Source organism: Pseudomonas sp. PA15(2017) (genome assembly GCF_001945395.1).
Taxonomy (GTDB): Bacteria; Pseudomonadota; Gammaproteobacteria; order Pseudomonadales; family Pseudomonadaceae; genus Aquipseudomonas.
Window position 1 is genome coordinate 1 of record NZ_MSXV01000053.1, and the last position, 17,317, is coordinate 17,317.

The 17,317-nt window shown below is 61.5% G+C and carries 18 protein-coding genes and 1 pseudogene; 12 read left to right on the plus strand and 7 right to left on the minus strand.

Going from position 1 to position 17,317, the window contains the following annotated elements:
* Positions 1 to 468: pseudogene (locus tag BVH03_RS18720) on the plus strand (DDE-type integrase/transposase/recombinase); the annotation flags it as partial.
* A 160-nt stretch (positions 469 to 628) separates the two neighbouring features.
* Here BVH03_RS18720 and BVH03_RS18725 read toward each other — a convergent pair.
* Complete coding sequence (locus BVH03_RS18725; protein ID WP_075962589.1) at positions 629 to 1,246, minus strand: TetR/AcrR family transcriptional regulator; 618 nt, start codon at positions 1,244 to 1,246, stop codon at positions 629 to 631.
* Between the two features lie 311 nt (positions 1,247 to 1,557).
* Between BVH03_RS18725 and BVH03_RS18730 the strand changes: the two genes are divergently transcribed.
* From BVH03_RS18730 to BVH03_RS18760, 7 genes are all read left to right on the plus strand, one after another.
* The gene (locus BVH03_RS18730) at positions 1,558 to 2,328 is read left to right on the plus strand and encodes an SDR family NAD(P)-dependent oxidoreductase (protein ID WP_075962590.1); all 771 of its coding nucleotides are present in this window, start codon (positions 1,558 to 1,560) and stop codon (positions 2,326 to 2,328) included.
* A gap of 560 nt (positions 2,329 to 2,888) precedes the next feature.
* The gene (locus BVH03_RS18735) at positions 2,889 to 3,776 is read left to right on the plus strand and encodes a hypothetical protein (RefSeq protein ID WP_143486011.1); all 888 of its coding nucleotides are present in this window, start codon (positions 2,889 to 2,891) and stop codon (positions 3,774 to 3,776) included.
* Positions 3,773 to 4,309: an ATP/GTP-binding protein gene (locus tag BVH03_RS18740; RefSeq protein WP_075962592.1), complete on the plus strand. Its 537-nt coding sequence runs from the start codon at positions 3,773 to 3,775 to the stop codon at positions 4,307 to 4,309. Before BVH03_RS18735 ends, BVH03_RS18740 begins: the two co-directional genes overlap by 4 nt.
* Before the next feature lie 2 nt (positions 4,310 to 4,311).
* Positions 4,312 to 4,752 (plus strand): roadblock/LC7 domain-containing protein, encoded by a 441-nt coding sequence (locus BVH03_RS18745; RefSeq protein ID WP_075962593.1) that lies wholly within the window; start codon positions 4,312 to 4,314, stop codon positions 4,750 to 4,752.
* 3 nt (positions 4,753 to 4,755) lie between these two features.
* Positions 4,756 to 5,115, plus strand: a complete 360-nt coding sequence (locus tag BVH03_RS18750) for a hypothetical protein (RefSeq protein WP_075962594.1) — start codon at positions 4,756 to 4,758, stop codon at positions 5,113 to 5,115.
* Between the two features lie 531 nt (positions 5,116 to 5,646).
* On the plus strand, positions 5,647 to 5,889 hold the full coding sequence (locus tag BVH03_RS18755) for a hypothetical protein (protein WP_075962595.1): 243 nt from the start codon (positions 5,647 to 5,649) through the stop codon (positions 5,887 to 5,889).
* Positions 5,882 to 6,184 carry a LasR-specific antiactivator QslA gene (locus BVH03_RS18760; RefSeq protein ID WP_075962596.1) on the plus strand — a complete coding sequence of 101 codons (303 nt, stop codon included), beginning with the start codon at positions 5,882 to 5,884 and terminating at the stop codon, positions 6,182 to 6,184. The genes BVH03_RS18755 and BVH03_RS18760 overlap by 8 nt, the downstream gene beginning before the upstream one ends.
* Before the next feature lie 363 nt (positions 6,185 to 6,547).
* Here the strand turns inward: BVH03_RS18760 and BVH03_RS18765 are convergent, their stop codons facing one another.
* Positions 6,548 to 7,639, minus strand: a complete 1,092-nt coding sequence (locus tag BVH03_RS18765) for an AraC family transcriptional regulator (RefSeq protein WP_075962597.1) — start codon at positions 7,637 to 7,639, stop codon at positions 6,548 to 6,550.
* Positions 7,640 to 7,987: 348 nt separating this feature from the next.
* Here BVH03_RS18765 and BVH03_RS18770 point away from each other — a divergent pair, with 348 nt between their 5' ends.
* From BVH03_RS18770 to eutC, 4 genes are all read left to right on the plus strand, one after another.
* On the plus strand, positions 7,988 to 9,508 hold the full coding sequence (locus BVH03_RS18770) for an aldehyde dehydrogenase family protein (RefSeq protein WP_075962598.1): 1,521 nt from the start codon (positions 7,988 to 7,990) through the stop codon (positions 9,506 to 9,508).
* A gap of 79 nt (positions 9,509 to 9,587) precedes the next feature.
* The gene (gene eat / locus BVH03_RS18775) at positions 9,588 to 11,033 is read left to right on the plus strand and encodes an ethanolamine permease (RefSeq protein WP_075962599.1); all 1,446 of its coding nucleotides are present in this window, start codon (positions 9,588 to 9,590) and stop codon (positions 11,031 to 11,033) included.
* A gap of 48 nt (positions 11,034 to 11,081) precedes the next feature.
* A complete protein-coding gene (locus BVH03_RS18780; RefSeq protein WP_075962600.1) occupies positions 11,082 to 12,476 on the plus strand; it encodes an ethanolamine ammonia-lyase subunit EutB in 1,395 nt (464 codons plus the stop codon).
* Between the two features lie 9 nt (positions 12,477 to 12,485).
* Positions 12,486 to 13,295, plus strand: coding sequence for an ethanolamine ammonia-lyase subunit EutC (eutC, locus tag BVH03_RS18785; protein WP_075962601.1), 810 nt, complete (start codon positions 12,486 to 12,488; stop codon positions 13,293 to 13,295).
* Positions 13,296 to 13,459: 164 nt separating this feature from the next.
* Here the strand turns inward: eutC and BVH03_RS18790 are convergent, their stop codons facing one another.
* From BVH03_RS18790 to BVH03_RS18810, 5 genes are all read right to left on the minus strand, one after another.
* Complete coding sequence (locus BVH03_RS18790) at positions 13,460 to 14,395, minus strand: glutathione S-transferase family protein (protein WP_075962602.1); 936 nt, start codon at positions 14,393 to 14,395, stop codon at positions 13,460 to 13,462.
* 213 nt (positions 14,396 to 14,608) lie between these two features.
* Positions 14,609 to 14,923: a GIY-YIG nuclease family protein gene (locus tag BVH03_RS18795; protein WP_075962603.1), complete on the minus strand. Its 315-nt coding sequence runs from the start codon at positions 14,921 to 14,923 to the stop codon at positions 14,609 to 14,611.
* Positions 14,924 to 14,932: 9 nt separating this feature from the next.
* Entirely contained in the window at positions 14,933 to 15,643 is a 711-nt protein-coding gene (gene pcsA / locus BVH03_RS18800) for a phosphatidylcholine synthase (protein ID WP_070887523.1), read from the minus strand.
* Positions 15,644 to 15,747: 104 nt separating this feature from the next.
* Positions 15,748 to 16,254, minus strand: a complete 507-nt coding sequence (locus tag BVH03_RS18805; RefSeq protein WP_075962604.1) for a nuclear transport factor 2 family protein — start codon at positions 16,252 to 16,254, stop codon at positions 15,748 to 15,750.
* A gap of 67 nt (positions 16,255 to 16,321) precedes the next feature.
* Positions 16,322 to 17,266 carry a LysR family transcriptional regulator gene (locus BVH03_RS18810; protein WP_075962605.1) on the minus strand — a complete coding sequence of 315 codons (945 nt, stop codon included), beginning with the start codon at positions 17,264 to 17,266 and terminating at the stop codon, positions 16,322 to 16,324.
* Positions 17,267 to 17,317: the final 51 nt, after the last annotated feature.

A 17,317-nucleotide genomic window follows, 5' to 3' on the forward strand; every position in this document is an offset into this window, starting at 1 on the left:
ACGGAAATAGCCACACTGGAAGGCAAGCTCTTCCTATGCGTGGTGCTTGACCTGTACAGCAAGCTGGTGATCGGTTGATCGATGCATCACCGTCAGGATCGGCAGATGGTGATTCGAGCGGTGGAGATGGCGATCTGGCAGCGCCAGGGTGACTGGTCGGTGATCCTGCATTCGGATCGCGGCAGCCAATTCACCAGCGCTGACTACCAGCGTTTTCTGAATCGCAATACGCTGGTCTGCAGCATGAGTGCCGTCGGGCATTGCGGCGACAACGCTGCCTGTGAAGGCCTCTTCGGTCAGCTTAAGCGGGAGCGCGTTGCCCATCAGTCGTATCAAACTCGTGATGAAGCACGGGCAGATTTATTCGACTACATCGAACGGTTTCATAACCCACGAATGCGTCGTAGAGTCGCCCGGCAAGACCTGAAGTTTTCAGCCCTTTTCAAACCGTCCGTGGAAATGGGGTAGAACCCGTCACTCTGGCGGATAGGCCTTGAATACCTCAGGCGCTCGGCCAGCGATTTATCTTGTTCGGCACTCGCCAGGATGGAGCTATTGCTGCGTGACGAGGTACACCAGCAAGCTCAGGCGTTGGAGTAGATTTGTGGGGATTCCTCAGGAACAGACCCTAGTGAACAGGAACGGTCGCGGGGGCCGACGGGCTGAGACCCTTAAATAGAACCTCGGCTACCCCACGGACTTGCCTGGCATGTGCGTCAAGGTCGGGAGACGTTTGCTGAATGAGTTTGGCGAATAGAAACCCGCAGTAATCATTCAGGAAATCAGCGACGAAGCCCGCGTCAAAATCCTGGTTGAGCATGCCACGGCCCTGCAGTTCGCGGAGCAGATCAGCAACCTGCGAAGCTAAACGCTGGCTCACTGCATTCATGCCAGGCGTGAACCCAAACGCCAGGATTTCTCTCCAGATCGATAGTGGAAGGGCTTCGAGTTCCCGTCTCATCACTGCCGCCTGAAGACTGCACAAAGCGTCGACAGCATTATCGAAATGTGCCAGTTGCTGTCGGATATCACTGATGGCGGCACGATCCGCTCGGTCGACCAAGGCTAAGAGAATCTCCTGCTTGTTGCCGAAATAGTTGAATACAGTAGGTGTGGAGACGCCTGCAGCCTTGGCAACTTGCTCAACGGTGGTGGTACTAAATCCGTTGCTGTCGAACAGCACCAGGGCCGCGCCGAGAATGGCTTCTCGACGCTGCTCCCTTTGCTTTTCTCTCAATCCGGCCATATTTCTCCCCACCAAGCCCTAATCGTAAAAACAAACCCATATTATCTTATGCTCGATAAAATATTTTACCTGGCTACACCGTAGCGCCGGATCTGCACCCAGAACTTGGGGATTGCGCGCCGGAACCAGATCGAGAAGGTCTTTCCTTGAGATCATTACACCGCCAGTCCCCGCCGCGAACGCCACTACCCTGCTGGCAATACCGACGCCGATGACTCTGGAGCGTACCCGAGTGATCGTCGACAAGCTCACTGAACGTGCTGCTCTGAATCGCAGTCATACGAGCACCCGGCCAGTCCTCGAGGTAGATGATGCGTTTGATACCCGGATTGACTACCGATGCATGCGTGCTGATAGCCGGCGCCAGCCGAGGTATCGGCCTGGCCCTGTGCACCGCATTGCTGGCCCGCGATGATGTAACCCAGCTGTGGGCCGTTGCCCGGCAAGCCAGCACGTGCGAGGAGCTGGCCGAACTGGCCGAGCGGTACGGGCAGCGCCTGAAGCGGGTCGATTGCGACGCGCGTGATGAGCAATCCCTTGAAGCACTGGCAAGCGACGTGCGTGGAGAATGCGACCACCTGCACCTTGTCATCAGCACCCTGGGCATCCTTCAGCATGACGGTGCCAAAGCCGAAAAGGCCCTGTCTCAGCTGAACCTGGCGAGCCTGCAGGCAACCTTCGCGACCAACACCTTCGCGCCGATCCTGCTGCTCAAGCGCCTGCTGCCGTTACTGCGCAAACAACCCGCCACCTTCGCAGCGCTCTCCGCCAGGGTCGGCTCCATCGGCGACAATCGCCTGGGCGGCTGGTACAGCTACCGGGCCAGCAAAGCGGCGCTCAACCAACTGCTGCACACGGCCAGCATCGAACTGAAACGCCTCAACCCGGCCTCTACTGTCCTGGCGATCCACCCTGGTACGACTGACACGCAGTTGTCTCAGCCGTTTCAGGCGAACGTGCCCGAGGGACAACTATTCGAACCGGCGTTCTCGGCAGATCGCATCATCGAATTGATAGCTGCCCATGGACCGGACGACAGCGGGAGTTTTTGGGCCTGGGACAACAAGCCGATTGTTTGGTGATTGGATTTACTCGGGGATATAAGCGAATATTTCACGAGCGGTTATTCGGCGGCCAAAGGCGGTCATTGTGAATTGTTCAGGGATGCTTCCAACACGTCGAGAAAGATGCGCATTCGGTGCGACATCTGTTGTCTGGTCGAAAGCACAGCAGTCATGCAAAGTTGCTGGGGTGCATCCTCCAGCTCCGCCAGCCGCCAGCTAGCATCTTCATAATCGTCCCGAATATCCCGATACTTAAGCCTTGCTAGCCCCAACCCATGTTTGCTTGCGGTACACAACACTTCACGCTGTTCGCAAAGAACAACTCTTTGCTTTTGTAGCCAACTGTTTCACCGTGTTGGTTTTTTTATCGAAAACGTGAGGTAGTTTCCATAAGCGCCCTTCATACCGACCAGCGGCGCGCTTGGCGCGATTTCGCCTGCCTATAATCGGTTCGCACTTATGGGTGGACTGAAGATCTAATCGTTTACCCATCAGCTATGGATTCGGAATTTCGCTAGTGGCTTTCAATATCCTGGCCGTTTTACTAGGTAGCCTCGAATCTCACATCAGATAAAACCATGAATCTTGTATTGCGTATCGCTTGCAAAGGATTGACCTCTCATGAGCAGGGACTGCTTTCTCAGCAACTGAAAATGCTCAAAGGTCGCACAGCGTACAGATGGGACTATGTAGGGGAGAGCGAGCAGGCTGAACTCAGGATCCTGCGTCGTCCTGACGAGCTTGGCGGCCGCGCGCAGGTGCAGAACCTTGTCGACGGCCAACTATACCCGGCATGCGCCATAGAGTGGCCATTACGCTTGTTCGGCCTTCTTGAGTTACTGGTTGAATTCGAAAAACGGCCGCATCCTGAGGAGCCCCCCGTCCTAGGGCTTTGTGAGCAGTTAGCAGGTTTATCCGCAGGCAGTCTATACCGACTTAGTGATGACCTGATCATCGCACCTGGTGCTGATCTGGTGCTAACCCGCCATGATGATTTCGAGGCCACCTTGCAGCGCTTCTCTGGCCTTGTGAAGGTATCTGCTCCCGAAGGGCTTGTTCCGATTAGCGAGTTGTCTCAGTTTCCTATACGGCATTCCTTCAAAAAGCTGCTTTGGTCACTAGCACTGGGGGGCGGAACCCGTGTTGACAGCGAGTTGCGCGCTGCCAACACGACCTTTCGCTTAAAAGCCTGGCCGCTGCTCGGCGAATGGCAGAGCTCCCCCCCGCTGCTTCGGCTCGCGGCCCTATATACCCGTAGGTTCGCCAGTATTGAGCGCGGCATGGCATTTTCAGGCGCAAGCTGCGAGCAGGTGCAGTCTTTCCTATTTGCCTGCAAGTGTTGCGGCATTGGGCTGGAAGCGCGCGTAGAGCAGCAAGCGACGGTCGCCGCTCCCTCTGAACTAACACTGTTGCAGCGTTTACGTATGCGCCTTGGCTTGAGCTATGGAAAATCGAGACAGGTATGAAGATTCTTTTCATCGGCCCCATGGGCTCGGGCAAGACAACGGCCATCAATGCGGTGAGCGACATCGATGCGGTTTCTACCGAGGCCGAGAACAACGACCTGGAACTCAATGGCAAGGCGATGACTACGGTGGCCATGGACTATGGCGAGATTCACCTGAGCGACGGGGAGATCGTTGCCCTATACGGCATCCCCGGACAGGTGCGTTTTGATTTCATGTGGTCGATCCTGGCCGAAGGTGCTATGGGCGCTGTGCTATTGCTCGATCACGGCGACAGGGATGCATGCGGTCAACTGGCGATCTATCTCGACGCCTTCCCTGAATTGGTGAGCCGTGGTGCGCTGGTCATCGGTATAGGTCATACCTGCCTACCCGCAGCACAGGTATTAGCACCTTATCAGGAGGTCTTACGCCAACGCGACTTAGCACTGCCTCTGTTTCATACGGATGTGCGCAAGCGCTCCAACGTACTTCTGCTTATCGAGTCGCTGATTGCCAATGCCGAAGTCAACCAAATAATGGAGAACCTCTAGTCATGTCTCAGGCCACTGCCACGCTGCGAAGCCTTTGCGTGCAGCACCTTCAGGAGCTGAAAGATGGCACCGAACACTTGGTCATGGCCGCAGTGTCTTCGTCCGACGGCTTCCCCATCGCATTGCTCGATGCAGAGCCCCAGTTGGGGCGCAAGGCGACGGCTATGGCGGCGGCACTTGATGGCCTAAGCAAATCGATTGCCAGGGAGTTCGCCCTCGGCGGTATCGAAGGCACAGTGCTGGAATGCGAGTTTGGCCTGGTGTTATGCCGACAGGTGCACACACCCAAGCGCAATCTGGTGCTGATAATTATCATGAGCAAGGACGTAACCTACGGACATGCTCTTTGGGCAATAAAAAATGCGGCCAGAGCCCTGGCTACCTCACTGCAGGCGTCCATTGAAGTTGGCGCCGTACCTACATTTACCAATGTTAAGGAATGATTTGTGGCTACCATTACTGAAAATCTCAACCAGTTGCTCGAAGTCGATGGTGCGCTAGCTGCGGCCGTTGTTGACTACTCCAGCGGCATGCTACTGGGTTCGGTGGGGCAGGGCATCGACTTGGATATTGCTGCAGGCGGTAACACTGAAGTCGTTCGTGCCAAGTTGAAGACCATGAAGATGTTGGGCCTCGACGAGAACATTGAGGATATCCTGATCACCCTCGGCACGCAGTACCATCTGATCCGTCCACTCACGAGCACTAAGGAACTGTTCATGTATTACGTGCTGGATCGCTCAAAAGCTAACCTGGCTTTGGCTCGGCGCAAACTGCAATTAGTTGAAAGTCAAATCGCCATTTAACCGAGAATTATCAAATACGAGAATTTGGATTGAGCTGTCGTAGGCTAGACGCAGCGGCCATAGATCTATCCAATTCTGCCGATTCCCTGTCCGTCAATATGCAGCAGGGTCTGCAAGTTATCTATGGACTGGATCGGCCGCTAACCCGCCTTGCTGTTCCCGAACTTGCCGTCACCCTTACCTCGCGCTAAAGTCCCGCCCGTCACGGTAAATCCCGTGACCGGGTGTGGTAGCCCGATTCACACGAAGGCGCGGTAGCGCCATAGCCGAGAGCAGGCGCTTTTTTGTGTCTGTTGCTTTCTCGTGCAGTTATGGCGGGCCGTGTGAGGCAGGCTTCGGCCTGGCCGGCCTTCCTTCGTGAGTCGGTCTACCACCCTTGCACGGTCCGCCTCCATATCGTGTGGTAGCGAATGGAACGCGGCTCCTTAAATTCACGAAGGAGCATAAGGAAAATGCACTATCCCCCTTTTACCCGAGGGCACCGCCCTGGGCTGCAAGCCGTCTTGTCCGCTTCCATTCTGGAGGTGCCGCATGAACCGATCTGAATCCGTCGTTATCCCCTTCCCTACTCCGCCAAACCCACTGCTCAGCCAGGTGGCCGATGATTATTCGGTGCTGGCCGCCGCCGAGTATCAGGCTGCGTTGCTGGCAAAGTTGCTCAGGCGTATGCCAGAGCAGGAGCTAGCGGATATCAGCAACGCGATGCTCAGCGAGCTGGTGGTGCTGTACCGAAAGGCCATCAACCAGGCACAGGGGAGGGCCAGACATGAGTGAAGGCCAACAGCACCTCGCCTACCTGCCAGCCCATGACGGGCACGGGGCGGCCACCTTCGGCTTGAGCGAGAACTGCCAGGCGAGCTTCACCCATGGCGCCCAACAGGCGCAGGCCTGGCTGGACGACGGCAACAGCGGCTGGCTATGGACGGGCCTGCTGCTGGAACGCCAGCAGTTCCCGCCCGGTGCGCAGCGCCACGCCTTCGAGCTGGGCTTTCTCAGCCGTATTCACCAACGCCTGTGCTCGCCCTTGGGTGGCGGGCACTTGGCCAGACGGACGGAGCTGCAGTTGTAAGCCAAGGGCGATGGGCTGCAGTAGGTAGCCCATCGCTTGTTGCTCGTTCACGTGCAGCGCACCGGGGTATCGATGCACGGTGTGTGGGGTATTGCAAATGATCGGCTTGAAACGGACACTGCGTCGCTAGAGCCCGATGTACAACCGTGCACCTCAGTCAAGACCTGCTGCCGACACTCACCCTATTAGGGCTTCAGACCCGAGAGCATGGAAACTCCGTTTTCCGGCCTGGTGGAGCCTGTTCAGGTGCACCGCTTGTGATGAGTGCAATAGAGGGCCTGCGTATTGGCCTTCGACCAACAGCAGCCAAAACCAGCGTAGTACCTTGCACAACGGTCACTGGACGATCACGTAGCCAGTCACCTAGTGCCGCCGCCCACCTACCCCATCACTCTCGTGCCGCCACTGCCGTGGGCTGACGCCGAACCAGCGGCGGAAGGCGCGGGAGAAGGCGCTGACTTCGGAGTAGCCGAGCAGTGGCGCCAGGTTGGAGATGGGCAGTTGGTGCTGGCGCAGGTAGTGGGTGGCGAGTTCGCAACGCACCTTGTCGACCATCGCGGTGAAGGTAAGTCCCTGGTCGCGCAGACGGCGCTGTAGCGACCAACTGCTCATGCCCAGTTGCTCGGCGGCCAATTCCAGTACCGGCTCGCCCATCAGCAATTGCTGGCGAATCTGCTCGCGCACGTCATCGGTCAGGTCGCGCTCGCCTCGGCCGTTCAGGGCACTGAGTTGGCTGAGCGAATCCTGCATCACCAGCAGCAGGATGGGGTCGCCCTGCGGCATGGCGCGCTCGAGGCCGCGCTTGGGGATGAGCAGCGAATTGAACGGCTGCTCGAAGTACACCGGCGCGTCGAAGACTTTGCAGTGCTCGTGCCAGTGTTCCGGGCGTGGGTGTTCGAAGTGCACCGCGCGCGGTGCCCACTGTGGGCCGAGCACGTGGCGCACCAGGTTGAGGGCCATGCCCAGGGTCAACTCGGCATCCTGCCGACGGCAGAGAATCGCACCGTGACGCACCTGGTAGTCGAAGCGGTAGCACTCGCCCTCGTCCACCAGGCGGATCAGGCTGTTGCGCTGGTGCAGCGGAAAGGCACGGGCGAAGTTGATCAGCGCCTGTTCGACGGTCGCCGAGCAAAGGCCGATATAGCCAAGCAGCCCCAACGCCTGGGGCTTGAACTGCTGCCCGTAGTAAAGCCCGAAGTTGTCGCAGCCAGACTGGCGCGACGCCTCCTCCAGCACCTGGCAATAATTGGGCAAGGCCAGGCTCAGGGTGGGATGGCGCAGGGATTCGGGGTCGATGCCGGATACGCCAAGGATACGATCCGGATCACCGCCGTGTTTTTCGATGAAGCCGCACAAGCCGCTGGCCGCTGCAGCCAGAACGCCGGTATTGGAGGGGCTGCCGGACGACAGCGGCAAGCCGGCAGACAGGTCGGGCTGGACGAGAACGGGGCTCATGGCGCCTCCTTGGTGACAATTTGTGTCTGGAAGCAAGAAACACGCCGGTTGTTGAATGCACCACCAACAACCGCTCCTTGTCAGGCTCCTCGTCTCACGCCATTCAAAAGCCCTGCTGCAAAAGCCCTGAAACGGGTCATCCGGAAACACTCGCACCGAAATCGAGCGCTCCCAGTTGACCCGACGCGACACGCCATAGGCCACCGTCGAAATTTGACTTTGCAGAACAGCCAGCCTCGCCTAGCGTCAAGTCGGCCACATGAATTCGTCTCATAGTTCATCACGAGCCCCGGTCGTGCTCGCGACCCGCCCCTGAAAACTACAAGAACTCGTAATGGGAGAACGTCAATGATCTATGCCAAACCCGGTACCGCAGGCGCCGTTGTCACCCTCAAACCGCGCTACGGCAACTACATCGGCGGCGAGTTCGTCGCGCCGGTGGGCGGTCAGTACTTTACCAATACCAGCCCGGTGGATGCCTCGGCCATCGGCGAATTCCCGCGCTCGGACGCCAAGGACATCGACAAGGCCCTGGACGCCGCCCACGCTGGCGCCGATGCCTGGGGCAAGACCTCCGTGCAGGACCGCGCGCTGGTGCTGCTGAAGATCGCCGACCGCATCGAAGCCAACCTCGAGCTGCTGGCCGTGGCCGAAACCTGGGACAATGGCAAGGCCGTGCGCGAAACCCTGAACGCCGACGTGCCCCTGGCCGCCGATCATTTCCGCTACTTCGCCGGCTGCATCCGCGCCCAGGAAGGCACCTCGGCGGAGATCAACGAGCACACCGCGTCCTACCACTTCCACGAGCCGCTGGGCGTGGTCGGGCAGATCATCCCCTGGAACTTCCCGCTGCTGATGGCCGCCTGGAAACTCGCTCCCGCGCTGGCCGCCGGCAACTGCGTGGTATTGAAACCAGCCGAGCAGACGCCGCTGTCGATCACCCTGCTGGCCGAGATCATCGGCGACCTGCTGCCCCCAGGCGTGCTCAATATCGTCCAGGGCTTCGGCCGTGAAGCTGGCGAAGCCCTGGCCACCAGCACGCGCATCGCCAAGATCGCCTTTACCGGCTCCACCCCAGTCGGCTCGCACATCATGAAATGCGCCGCCGCGAACATCATCCCAAGCACCGTAGAGCTGGGCGGCAAGAGCCCGAACCTGTTCTTCGAAGACATCATGCAGGCCGAGCCGGCGTTCATCGAGAAGGCGGCCGAAGGCCTGGTGCTGGCGTTCTTCAACCAGGGCGAGGTGTGCACCTGCCCGTCGCGGGCACTGGTGCAGGAGTCGATCTTCGAGCCGTTCATGAACGAGGTGATGAAGAAGATCAAATCGATCAAGCGCGGCAACCCGCTGGACACCGACACCATGGTCGGCGCCCAGGCCTCGCAGCAGCAGTACGACAAGATCCTCAGCTACCTGGAGATCGCCCAGCAGGAAGGCGCCGAGCTGCTCACCGGCGGCGCGACCGAGAAGCTGGAGGGCGACCTGGCCGGCGGTTATTACATCCAGCCGACCCTGCTCAAGGGCACCAACAAGATGCGTGTGTTCCAGGAAGAAATCTTCGGCCCGGTGGTCGGCGTGACCACCTTCAAGGACGAAGCCGAAGCCCTGGCCATCGCCAACGACACCGAGTTCGGCCTGGGCGCCGGCGTGTGGACGCGCGACATCAGTCGCGCCTACCGCATGGGCCGCGGCATCAAGGCCGGACGTGTCTGGACCAACTGCTACCACCTGTACCCGGCGCACGCTGCCTTTGGCGGCTACAAAAAGTCCGGGGTCGGGCGCGAAACCCACAAGATGATGCTCGACCATTATCAGCAGACCAAGAACCTGCTGATAAGCTACGACATCAACCCGCTGGGCTTCTTCTGAAACTGCCGAATGCCATCGAACGCAGCCAACTAAAGCGACGCCCCGCCTTCTGACGGCGGGGCGTGCAGGAGTCCCAAAAATGTCCAAAGAGACAATCGCCACACCCTCGCAAGGCGGTGTGGAAACCGAAGCGGTCAGCGCCGACTACTTCGCCAACCGGCAATTGAAACAAGGCGCCGCCGGCTGGATCCTGTTGATCGGCCTCGGCGTGGCCTACGTGATTTCCGGCGACTACGCCGGCTGGAACTTCGGCCTGGCCCAGGGCGGCTGGGGCGGCATGTTCATCGCCACGCTACTGATGGCGACCATGTACCTGTGCATGTGCTTCTCGCTGGCCGAACTGTCGTCGATGATCCCCACCGCCGGCGGCGGCTACGGTTTCACCCGCACCGCGTTCGGGCCCTGGGGCGGCTTCCTGACCGGCACGGCGATCCTCATCGAATACGCCATCGCGCCGGCGGCCATCGCCTGTTTTATCGGTGCCTACTGCGAGTCGCTGTTCGGCGTCGGCGGCTGGATCATCTACCTGGTGTTCTACGTGGTGTTCATCGGCATCCACATCCTCGGTGCCGGGGAAGCGCTGAAGCTGATGTTCGCCATCACCGCCGTCGCCGCCATCGCCCTGGGCGTGTACATCGTCTCCATGGCGTCGCACTTCCAGGTCGCCAACCTGTTCGACATTCCCACCACCGACGCCAATGGCGCCAGCAGCTTCCTGCCCTTCGGCTACCTGGGCATCTGGGCCGCCCTGCCCTATGGCATCTGGTTCTTCCTGGCAGTGGAAGGCGTGCCGCTGGCCGCCGAGGAAACCAAGGATCCGAAGCGCGACCTGCCACGCGGCCTGATCGGCGCGGTGCTGGTGCTGCTGGTGTTCGCCGGGCTGATTCTGCTGGTCGGCCCAGGCGCCGCCGGTGCCCAGTCGCTGGTGGCATCGGGTAACCCGCTGGTCGAATCGCTGGTCAAGGTTTACGGCGGTTCCACGTGGATGAGCCAGTTCGTCAACCTGGTCGGCCTGGCCGGTCTGATCGCCAGTTTCTTCTCGATCATCTACGCCTACTCGCGGCAGATCTTCGCCCTGTCGCGTGCCGGCTACCTGCCACGCAGCCTGTCGCTGACCAACCGCAACAAGGCGCCGGTCATGGCCCTGATCGTCCCGGGCATCATCGGCTTCGGCCTGTCGCTGACCGGCCAGGGTGACCTGCTGATTCTGGTCGCGGTATTCGGCGCCACGCTGTCCTACGTACTGATGATGGCGGCGCACATCACCCTGCGCAGCCGTCGTCCAGACATGCCGCGCCCCTATCGCACCCCCGGTGGCGTACTGACCTCGTCGGTGGCTCTGGTGCTGGCAGCGGTAGCGCTGGTGGCCTGCTTCCTGGTCGACCTGCGGGTCGTGATCGGCGCGGCAGTCATCTACGCTCTGTTCATTGCCTACTTCGCGCTGTACAGCCGTCACCACCTGGTGTCCGGCACGCCGGAGGAAGAGTTCGCGGCGATTCAGGCTGCCGAGCAGTCACTGCGTTAACCCCTTGCAGCGGCCGCTGAAAGGCGGCCGCGACAGGAGACATGATTCATGGCTGGATTCACTCACACCATCGCCCACATGACCTGGCGCTTCGACAGCCTGCGCGAGCTGATGGCCAAGGCCAGCCCGGCCCGCTCCGGTGATTACCTGGCCGAGGTCGCCGCGCAGAGCGACGCCGAGCGCGCCGCGGCGCAGATGGCCCTGGCCGACGTGCCGCTGGAGCACTTCCTGCAGGAAGCGGTGATTCCCTATGAACAGGACGAAGTCACCCGGCTGATCGTCGACACCCATGATGCCGACGCCTTCGCCCCGGTCAGCCACCTGACGGTCGGCGGGCTGCGCGACTGGCTGCTCAGCGATGCCGCCGACGAAACCAGCCTGACCGCCCTGGCACCGGGGTTGACGCCGGAAATGGCCGCGGCGGTGTCGAAGATCATGCGCGTGCAGGATCTGGTGCTGGTTGCCCAGAAGACCCGCGTGGTCACCCAATTCCGCAACACCATGGGCCTGCGCGGGCGAATGTCCACGCGCCTGCAGCCCAACCACCCGACCGACGATCCGGCAGGCATCGCCGCCAGCATCCTCGACGGCCTGCTGTACGGTAACGGCGATGCGATGATCGGCATCAACCCGGCCACCGACAGCGCCAGCTCGATCCGCGCCCTGGTGGACATGCTCGACGCGATCATCCAGCGCTACGAGATCCCCACCCAATCCTGCGTGCTGACCCACGTCACCAGCTCCATCGCCGCCATCGAGCGCGGTGCTCCGCTGGATCTGGTGTTCCAGTCGATCGCCGGCACCGAGGCGGCCAACGCCAGCTTCGGCGTGACCCTCAAGGTGCTGCAGGAAGGCTACGAAGCCGGCCTGAGCCTCAAGCGCGGCACCCTGGGCAACAACCTCATGTATTTCGAGACCGGCCAGGGCAGCGCGCTGTCGGCCAACGCCAACCATGGCGTCGACCAACAGACCTGCGAAACCCGCGCCTACGCCGTGGCCCGGCACTTCAAGCCGTTTCTGGTCAACACCGTGGTCGGCTTCATCGGCCCGGAATACCTCTACAACGGCAAGCAGATCATCCGCGCCGGCCTGGAAGATCACTTCTGCGGCAAGCTGCTCGGCGTGCCCATGGGCTGCGACATCTGCTACACCAACCACGCCGAGGCCGACCAGGACGACATGGACACCTTGCTGACCCTGCTCGGCACGGCGGGCATCAACTTCATCATGGGCATCCCCGGCTCCGACGACGTGATGCTCAACTACCAGACCACGTCGTTTCACGATGCCCTGTACGCGCGCAAGGTGCTCGGCCTGCATGCGGCGCCGGAGTTCGAAGCCTGGCTGGCGCGCATGGGCATCTTCCAGCAACAGGGCGGCCGCCTGCATATGGGTAACGAGCTGCCGCCGGCATTTCGCCAGGCCCTGGCGCAACTGGCTTGAGAGGTCGCCATGTCCGATAAATCCCCCGCTACGCCCAACCCCTGGCAGCACCTGCGTCAGCTGACCCCGGCGCGTATCGCCCTGGGCCGCGCCGGGGTCAGCCTGCCCACCGCCGCGCAGCTGGATTTCCAGTTCGCCCACGCCCAGGCCCGCGATGCCGTGCACCTGCCCTTCGACCATCAAGGCCTGTGCGAAGAACTGCAGGGCCGCGGCCTGGATACCCTGCTGCTGCACAGCGCTGCCGCCGACCGGCACACCTACCTGCAGCGCCCGGACCTGGGCCGGCGCCTGGACGAAGAATCCGCCAGTGCGCTGGACGACTACGCCAAGGAAAACGGCCGTGGCTACGACCTGGCCATCGTCATCGCCGATGGCCTGTCTTCCCTGGCCGTGCGCCGTCACAGCCTGCCATTTCTGGAAAAGCTGCTGGAGCAGATCACCGAGGAAGGCTGGAAACTGGCGCCCATCAGCCTGGTACAACAGGGCCGGGTCGCCGTCGCCGACGAGGTGGGCGAACGGCTGGGCGCCAAGATGACGGTGATCCTGATCGGCGAACGCCCAGGCCTCAGCTCACCGGACAGCCTGGGCCTGTACTTTACCTACGCACCGCGGGTCGGCCTCAATGACGCCTACCGCAACTGCATCTCCAACGTGCGGCTGGAGGGCCTGAGCTACGGCATGGCGACCTTCCGATTGCTGTACCTGATGCGCGAAGCCTGCCGCCGCCAGCTGTCGGGTGTGGATCTGAAAGACGAAGCCGAAGTGCCGACCCTGGAAGACGCAGGGCCGGGGAATTTTCTGCTACCGGATAAGCGTTAGACCATCGCGCAGCACCTGTGGGAACGGGCGTAGGATGGGTGAACCCCATCGGCCATTGATGGGTTTTGCCTGCGCGGCCCGCTCCATACTACGGCCTCGCGGCTAAAGCCGCTCCCACGGTTGGTGCCTTTGTGGGAGCGGCTTTAGCCGCGATATTATCGAGCTCAACGCGCCTCGATGCGGAACCCCAGACGCGGAAAGTGCACATGCACGACGCCGGCGCGGTCATCTTCACGACGCAGGATCAGCTCCTCGGCGCCCGCGAAGAGCAGCTCGCCCTCCACGGCCTCCACGCCATAGTCGATAGCCGAAATCGCCACCCGCTGGCCGGCCGTGAAGCCATTCGGCTCGCTGAACACCTCCACCGGCAGCGGCGCTGGCGTAGCGGCGCGCGCTACCTCGATGGCCACTTCACCCCTGATTTCTTCGGACCTGCCGTGCCCGAACGCCAGCACGCGATCCAGCCAGGCCGCCACGGCCGGATAGCCATCGACCAGCGGCGAAGTCACCGGGGTGGCGCGCAGGAACCACAGCGGATGCGCCATGGCGATATCGGCCAGGCTCGCCGCGCCAAACAGAAAATCACCGCCGCTGGCATCGAGCTGTGCCTGCAGGCGGGTCACGAAGCTCGGCCACTGGTGCTTGGCCTGCTCGGCCGGCAGGCGGCTGGCCTGGCCGCCCGAGAACAGCTTGCTGCGGTCGGCGATAAAGGCCTGCACGAACTCCGGCGGTGCCTTGGCGAAACGCAGGGCCATGGATTCGGGCTGGAACACCAGGCTCACCGCATGCTGGAACACCACCGAGTCGGCCCACTGGGCGAAGGCGGCGATGGCGAACGCCTGGCTGCCCGGCAGCAACGCCGGCTGCGGCTGGTGCGCCTCCAGGCGGCGGGCGATCAGGGCGGTGTCACAGTAGATATCGGCGCCGATCTGCAGTACCGGCGTCTTGCGGTAGCCGCCAGTGAGGGCGGTGAGATCCGGCTTGGGCATCACGGGTGGAATCTGCACCGAACGCCAGGCGAGGTTCTTGAAGCCCATCAGCAGACGCGCCTTCTCGGCGAAGGGCGAGGTGGGGTAATGGTGCAGGATCAGATCAGACATGGAAGCCTCCGGAGACGGACGAGCTCCCAGCTTAACTCAGCTTCCCGACAGCGTTAGCAGGCCGTTGAAAAACGTAGGCGAGGCAGCCAGTGCAAGGCAAAAACAGGCGAAAAAGCGGAGTTTACGAGCTGTAAATGAGCATTTTGACTGGGCTCGCAATCGAGCCTGTTTTTAACGCAGAAATGGCAACGTAGATAGTTTTTCAACAGCCTGTTAGGTAGATTCCAGTGGCACTGATGGCAGCTCATCAAGCACATGCATCAGGCTGCCGGTGGCCACCAGGGCCTCCTTGGCACCTTTGCCGAGGCGTTTGATCGCCCGTTCGCGGCGCAGGGCGTCGCCCTTGCCCGGGCAACTTTCGCTGTAGACCAGGGCCACCGCCGGGCTGGAGAAGAAGAATCGCGCGCCCTTGCCACTCTGGTGCTGGGCGAAGCGCCGCTGCGGATCATCGCTGATGCCGCAGTAGAGCGCGCCGTTGGCGGCGCGCACGAGGTAGACGAACCAGGGTTTAGCCGCTGTGACGCTCATCGCTGGCGATCAGGCGAACCACTCGCGGGCCGAACGCCACACGCACATGCCCACGAAGTAGGCCGAGGACAGCCCCCACAGCACCAGCAGCCACACCGGCTGCGCCGGGAACTGCAGGATCAGGCCGGCGCAGGCGAACATCCAGACCATGGTCACGGCAATGTTGATCGGCATGAACTGCTTGACCCGGAACGGGTGCAGGAACTTCATGCGGGTCAGGGTCAGGCCGGCCAGCACCATGATCACCGCAAAGGTGACCCAGGGCTCGAAGTCCAGCAGGTAGAGATAAACAACCACCACGTTCCAGGCGGCGGGGAAGCCGACGAAGTAGTTGTCCTTGCTCTTCATGTTGACGTTGCAGAAGCAGAACAACGACGACAGCAGGATCACGCCCACCGACAGCAGCAGCGTGTACTCGGGCAGCGGGATGAAGCGGTAGACGAAGATCGCCGGGATGAATACGTAGGTGAGGTAGTCGATCACCAGGTCGAGGGTGGAACCATCGAAATGCGGCAGCACCACCTTCACGTCGTACTTGCGCGCCAGGGTGCCGTCCAGACCGTCGACCAGCAGCGCCAGCCCCAGCCACAGCAGGCAGCTTTCCGCCCGCCCCTCGATCAGAGCAAGCAACGCCAGCATACCGAGGATGACTCCGCTCGCGGTTACCGCGTGCACGCTCCAGGCCTTGGCTTTACGGGGGGATAGGGACATAACACTCATGATCGAAATACTCTGGCGGACGGGCTTTCACACGATGGATGGGGCCGTTACATGCACCCGGCCATTCATCGCTGAAGTTCTGACCGGAGAGCGTACCACTCCGTTCAGCCGCGCGCTTCTCCACCGTGCAGCCGGTCGGACGCACGGGCTGCCTGGAACTGGCGCAGGCCGCTTCGCGCCTGCTTGCGCACGGTGCTCTTGAGCAGTGGCGTCCAGCCGATCAGCATGCCCTGAAAGCCCAGCGCCTGGGCGGCCCAGCGCCACATGTCGAAGTCGTCGCGGTGCTCGACGATCAGCCCATTGCGGATCACGAACGAAGCGTCGATGCGATTTACCACGGTGCGCCCGGTCTGGGTGAACAGGTAGGTGGCCACCCATTTGGCACTGCCGCCGGTGGCATCGGCCTGCACGTTGGCAAAGGTCAGTGAAAACTGTTTGGCACGGGAGGTCAGCATGCGCCACATATCGCGAGCATCGTCACCGTTCAACTCGCCGAAGGCCGGGTCGCTGAAACGCACGTCCGGCGCGTAGCAACGCGCCATCTCTTCGGCGTCGAGACGCTGGAAAGCCCCGTAGAAACGGGTGATCAGCTGGGCGTTTTCTGTGGACATGGCATGGCCTCCTGGCAATGGGCCGCAGTATCGCCTGAGCCGCGCGTGACCGCCATGGGCAAATAAGTCACGCAAACGCCATTGCGGCCGCTTCACCGAGCAGAAAAGCCCGGTTGCGCTCGGCACAGGCACGCAGGTAATCGGCCACCAGGGTGATGCGTTTGAGCTTGCGCAGGTCTTCCCGGTAATACAGCCAGAACTGACGGATCACCTTCACCTCACCCAGCAGCACTTCGACCAGCCGGGTATCCGGGCCTGCCAAGAAGCACGGCAGGATCGCCAGCGCCCGCCCTTGCAAGGTGGCCTGGTACTGGGCCACGACACTGGTGCTACGCAGCGTGCTGCTGGCATTGGGCACGATGCCTTCCAGGTACAGCAGCTCCGGGCTGAATGCCAGGTCATCGACATAGGTGATGAACGAATGCTGGCCCAGATCCTCCACCTGGCGGATCGGCGGGTGGCGCTGCAGGTATTCGGGCGTCGCGTAGAGCTTCAGGGCGTAGTCGCACAGCCGGGAGCAGACGTAGGGCCCGCGTTCGGGGCGCTCCAGGGTGATGGCGATATCCGCCTCACGGCGCGACAGGCTGATGAAGTGCGGCACTGGCAGCAGGTCGATGGCGATGTTCGGGTAGATGTCCTGAAAGCCGCCGAGCTGCGGCGCCACGAAATAGCTGCCGAAGCCCTCGGTGGAGCCGATGCGCACGTGGCCCGAGAGCGCCAGACTGGCCCCCGACACCTGTTCGCAAGCCGTCTGCAGGGTGCTTTCCAGGGCCTCGGCATAGCCCAGCAAGTGCTGCCCCTCGCTGGTCAGCACGAAGCCGCTGGCCCGCGAGCGCTCGAACAACAGGGTGCCGAGGGCTTTTTCCAACGCGCCGATACGCCGCGACACCGTGGTGTAGTCCACGCCCAGGCGGCGGGCGGCGCTGCTGGCAGTTCGGGTGCGGGCGACTTCGAGAAAGAACTTGAGGTCGTCCCAGTTCATCTGGCCGGCCGACATCATGCTTTTTTGCATAACGAACCTGTCTTTTTAGGTGCTGGAACAGAAAGTTTGCATACCTATACT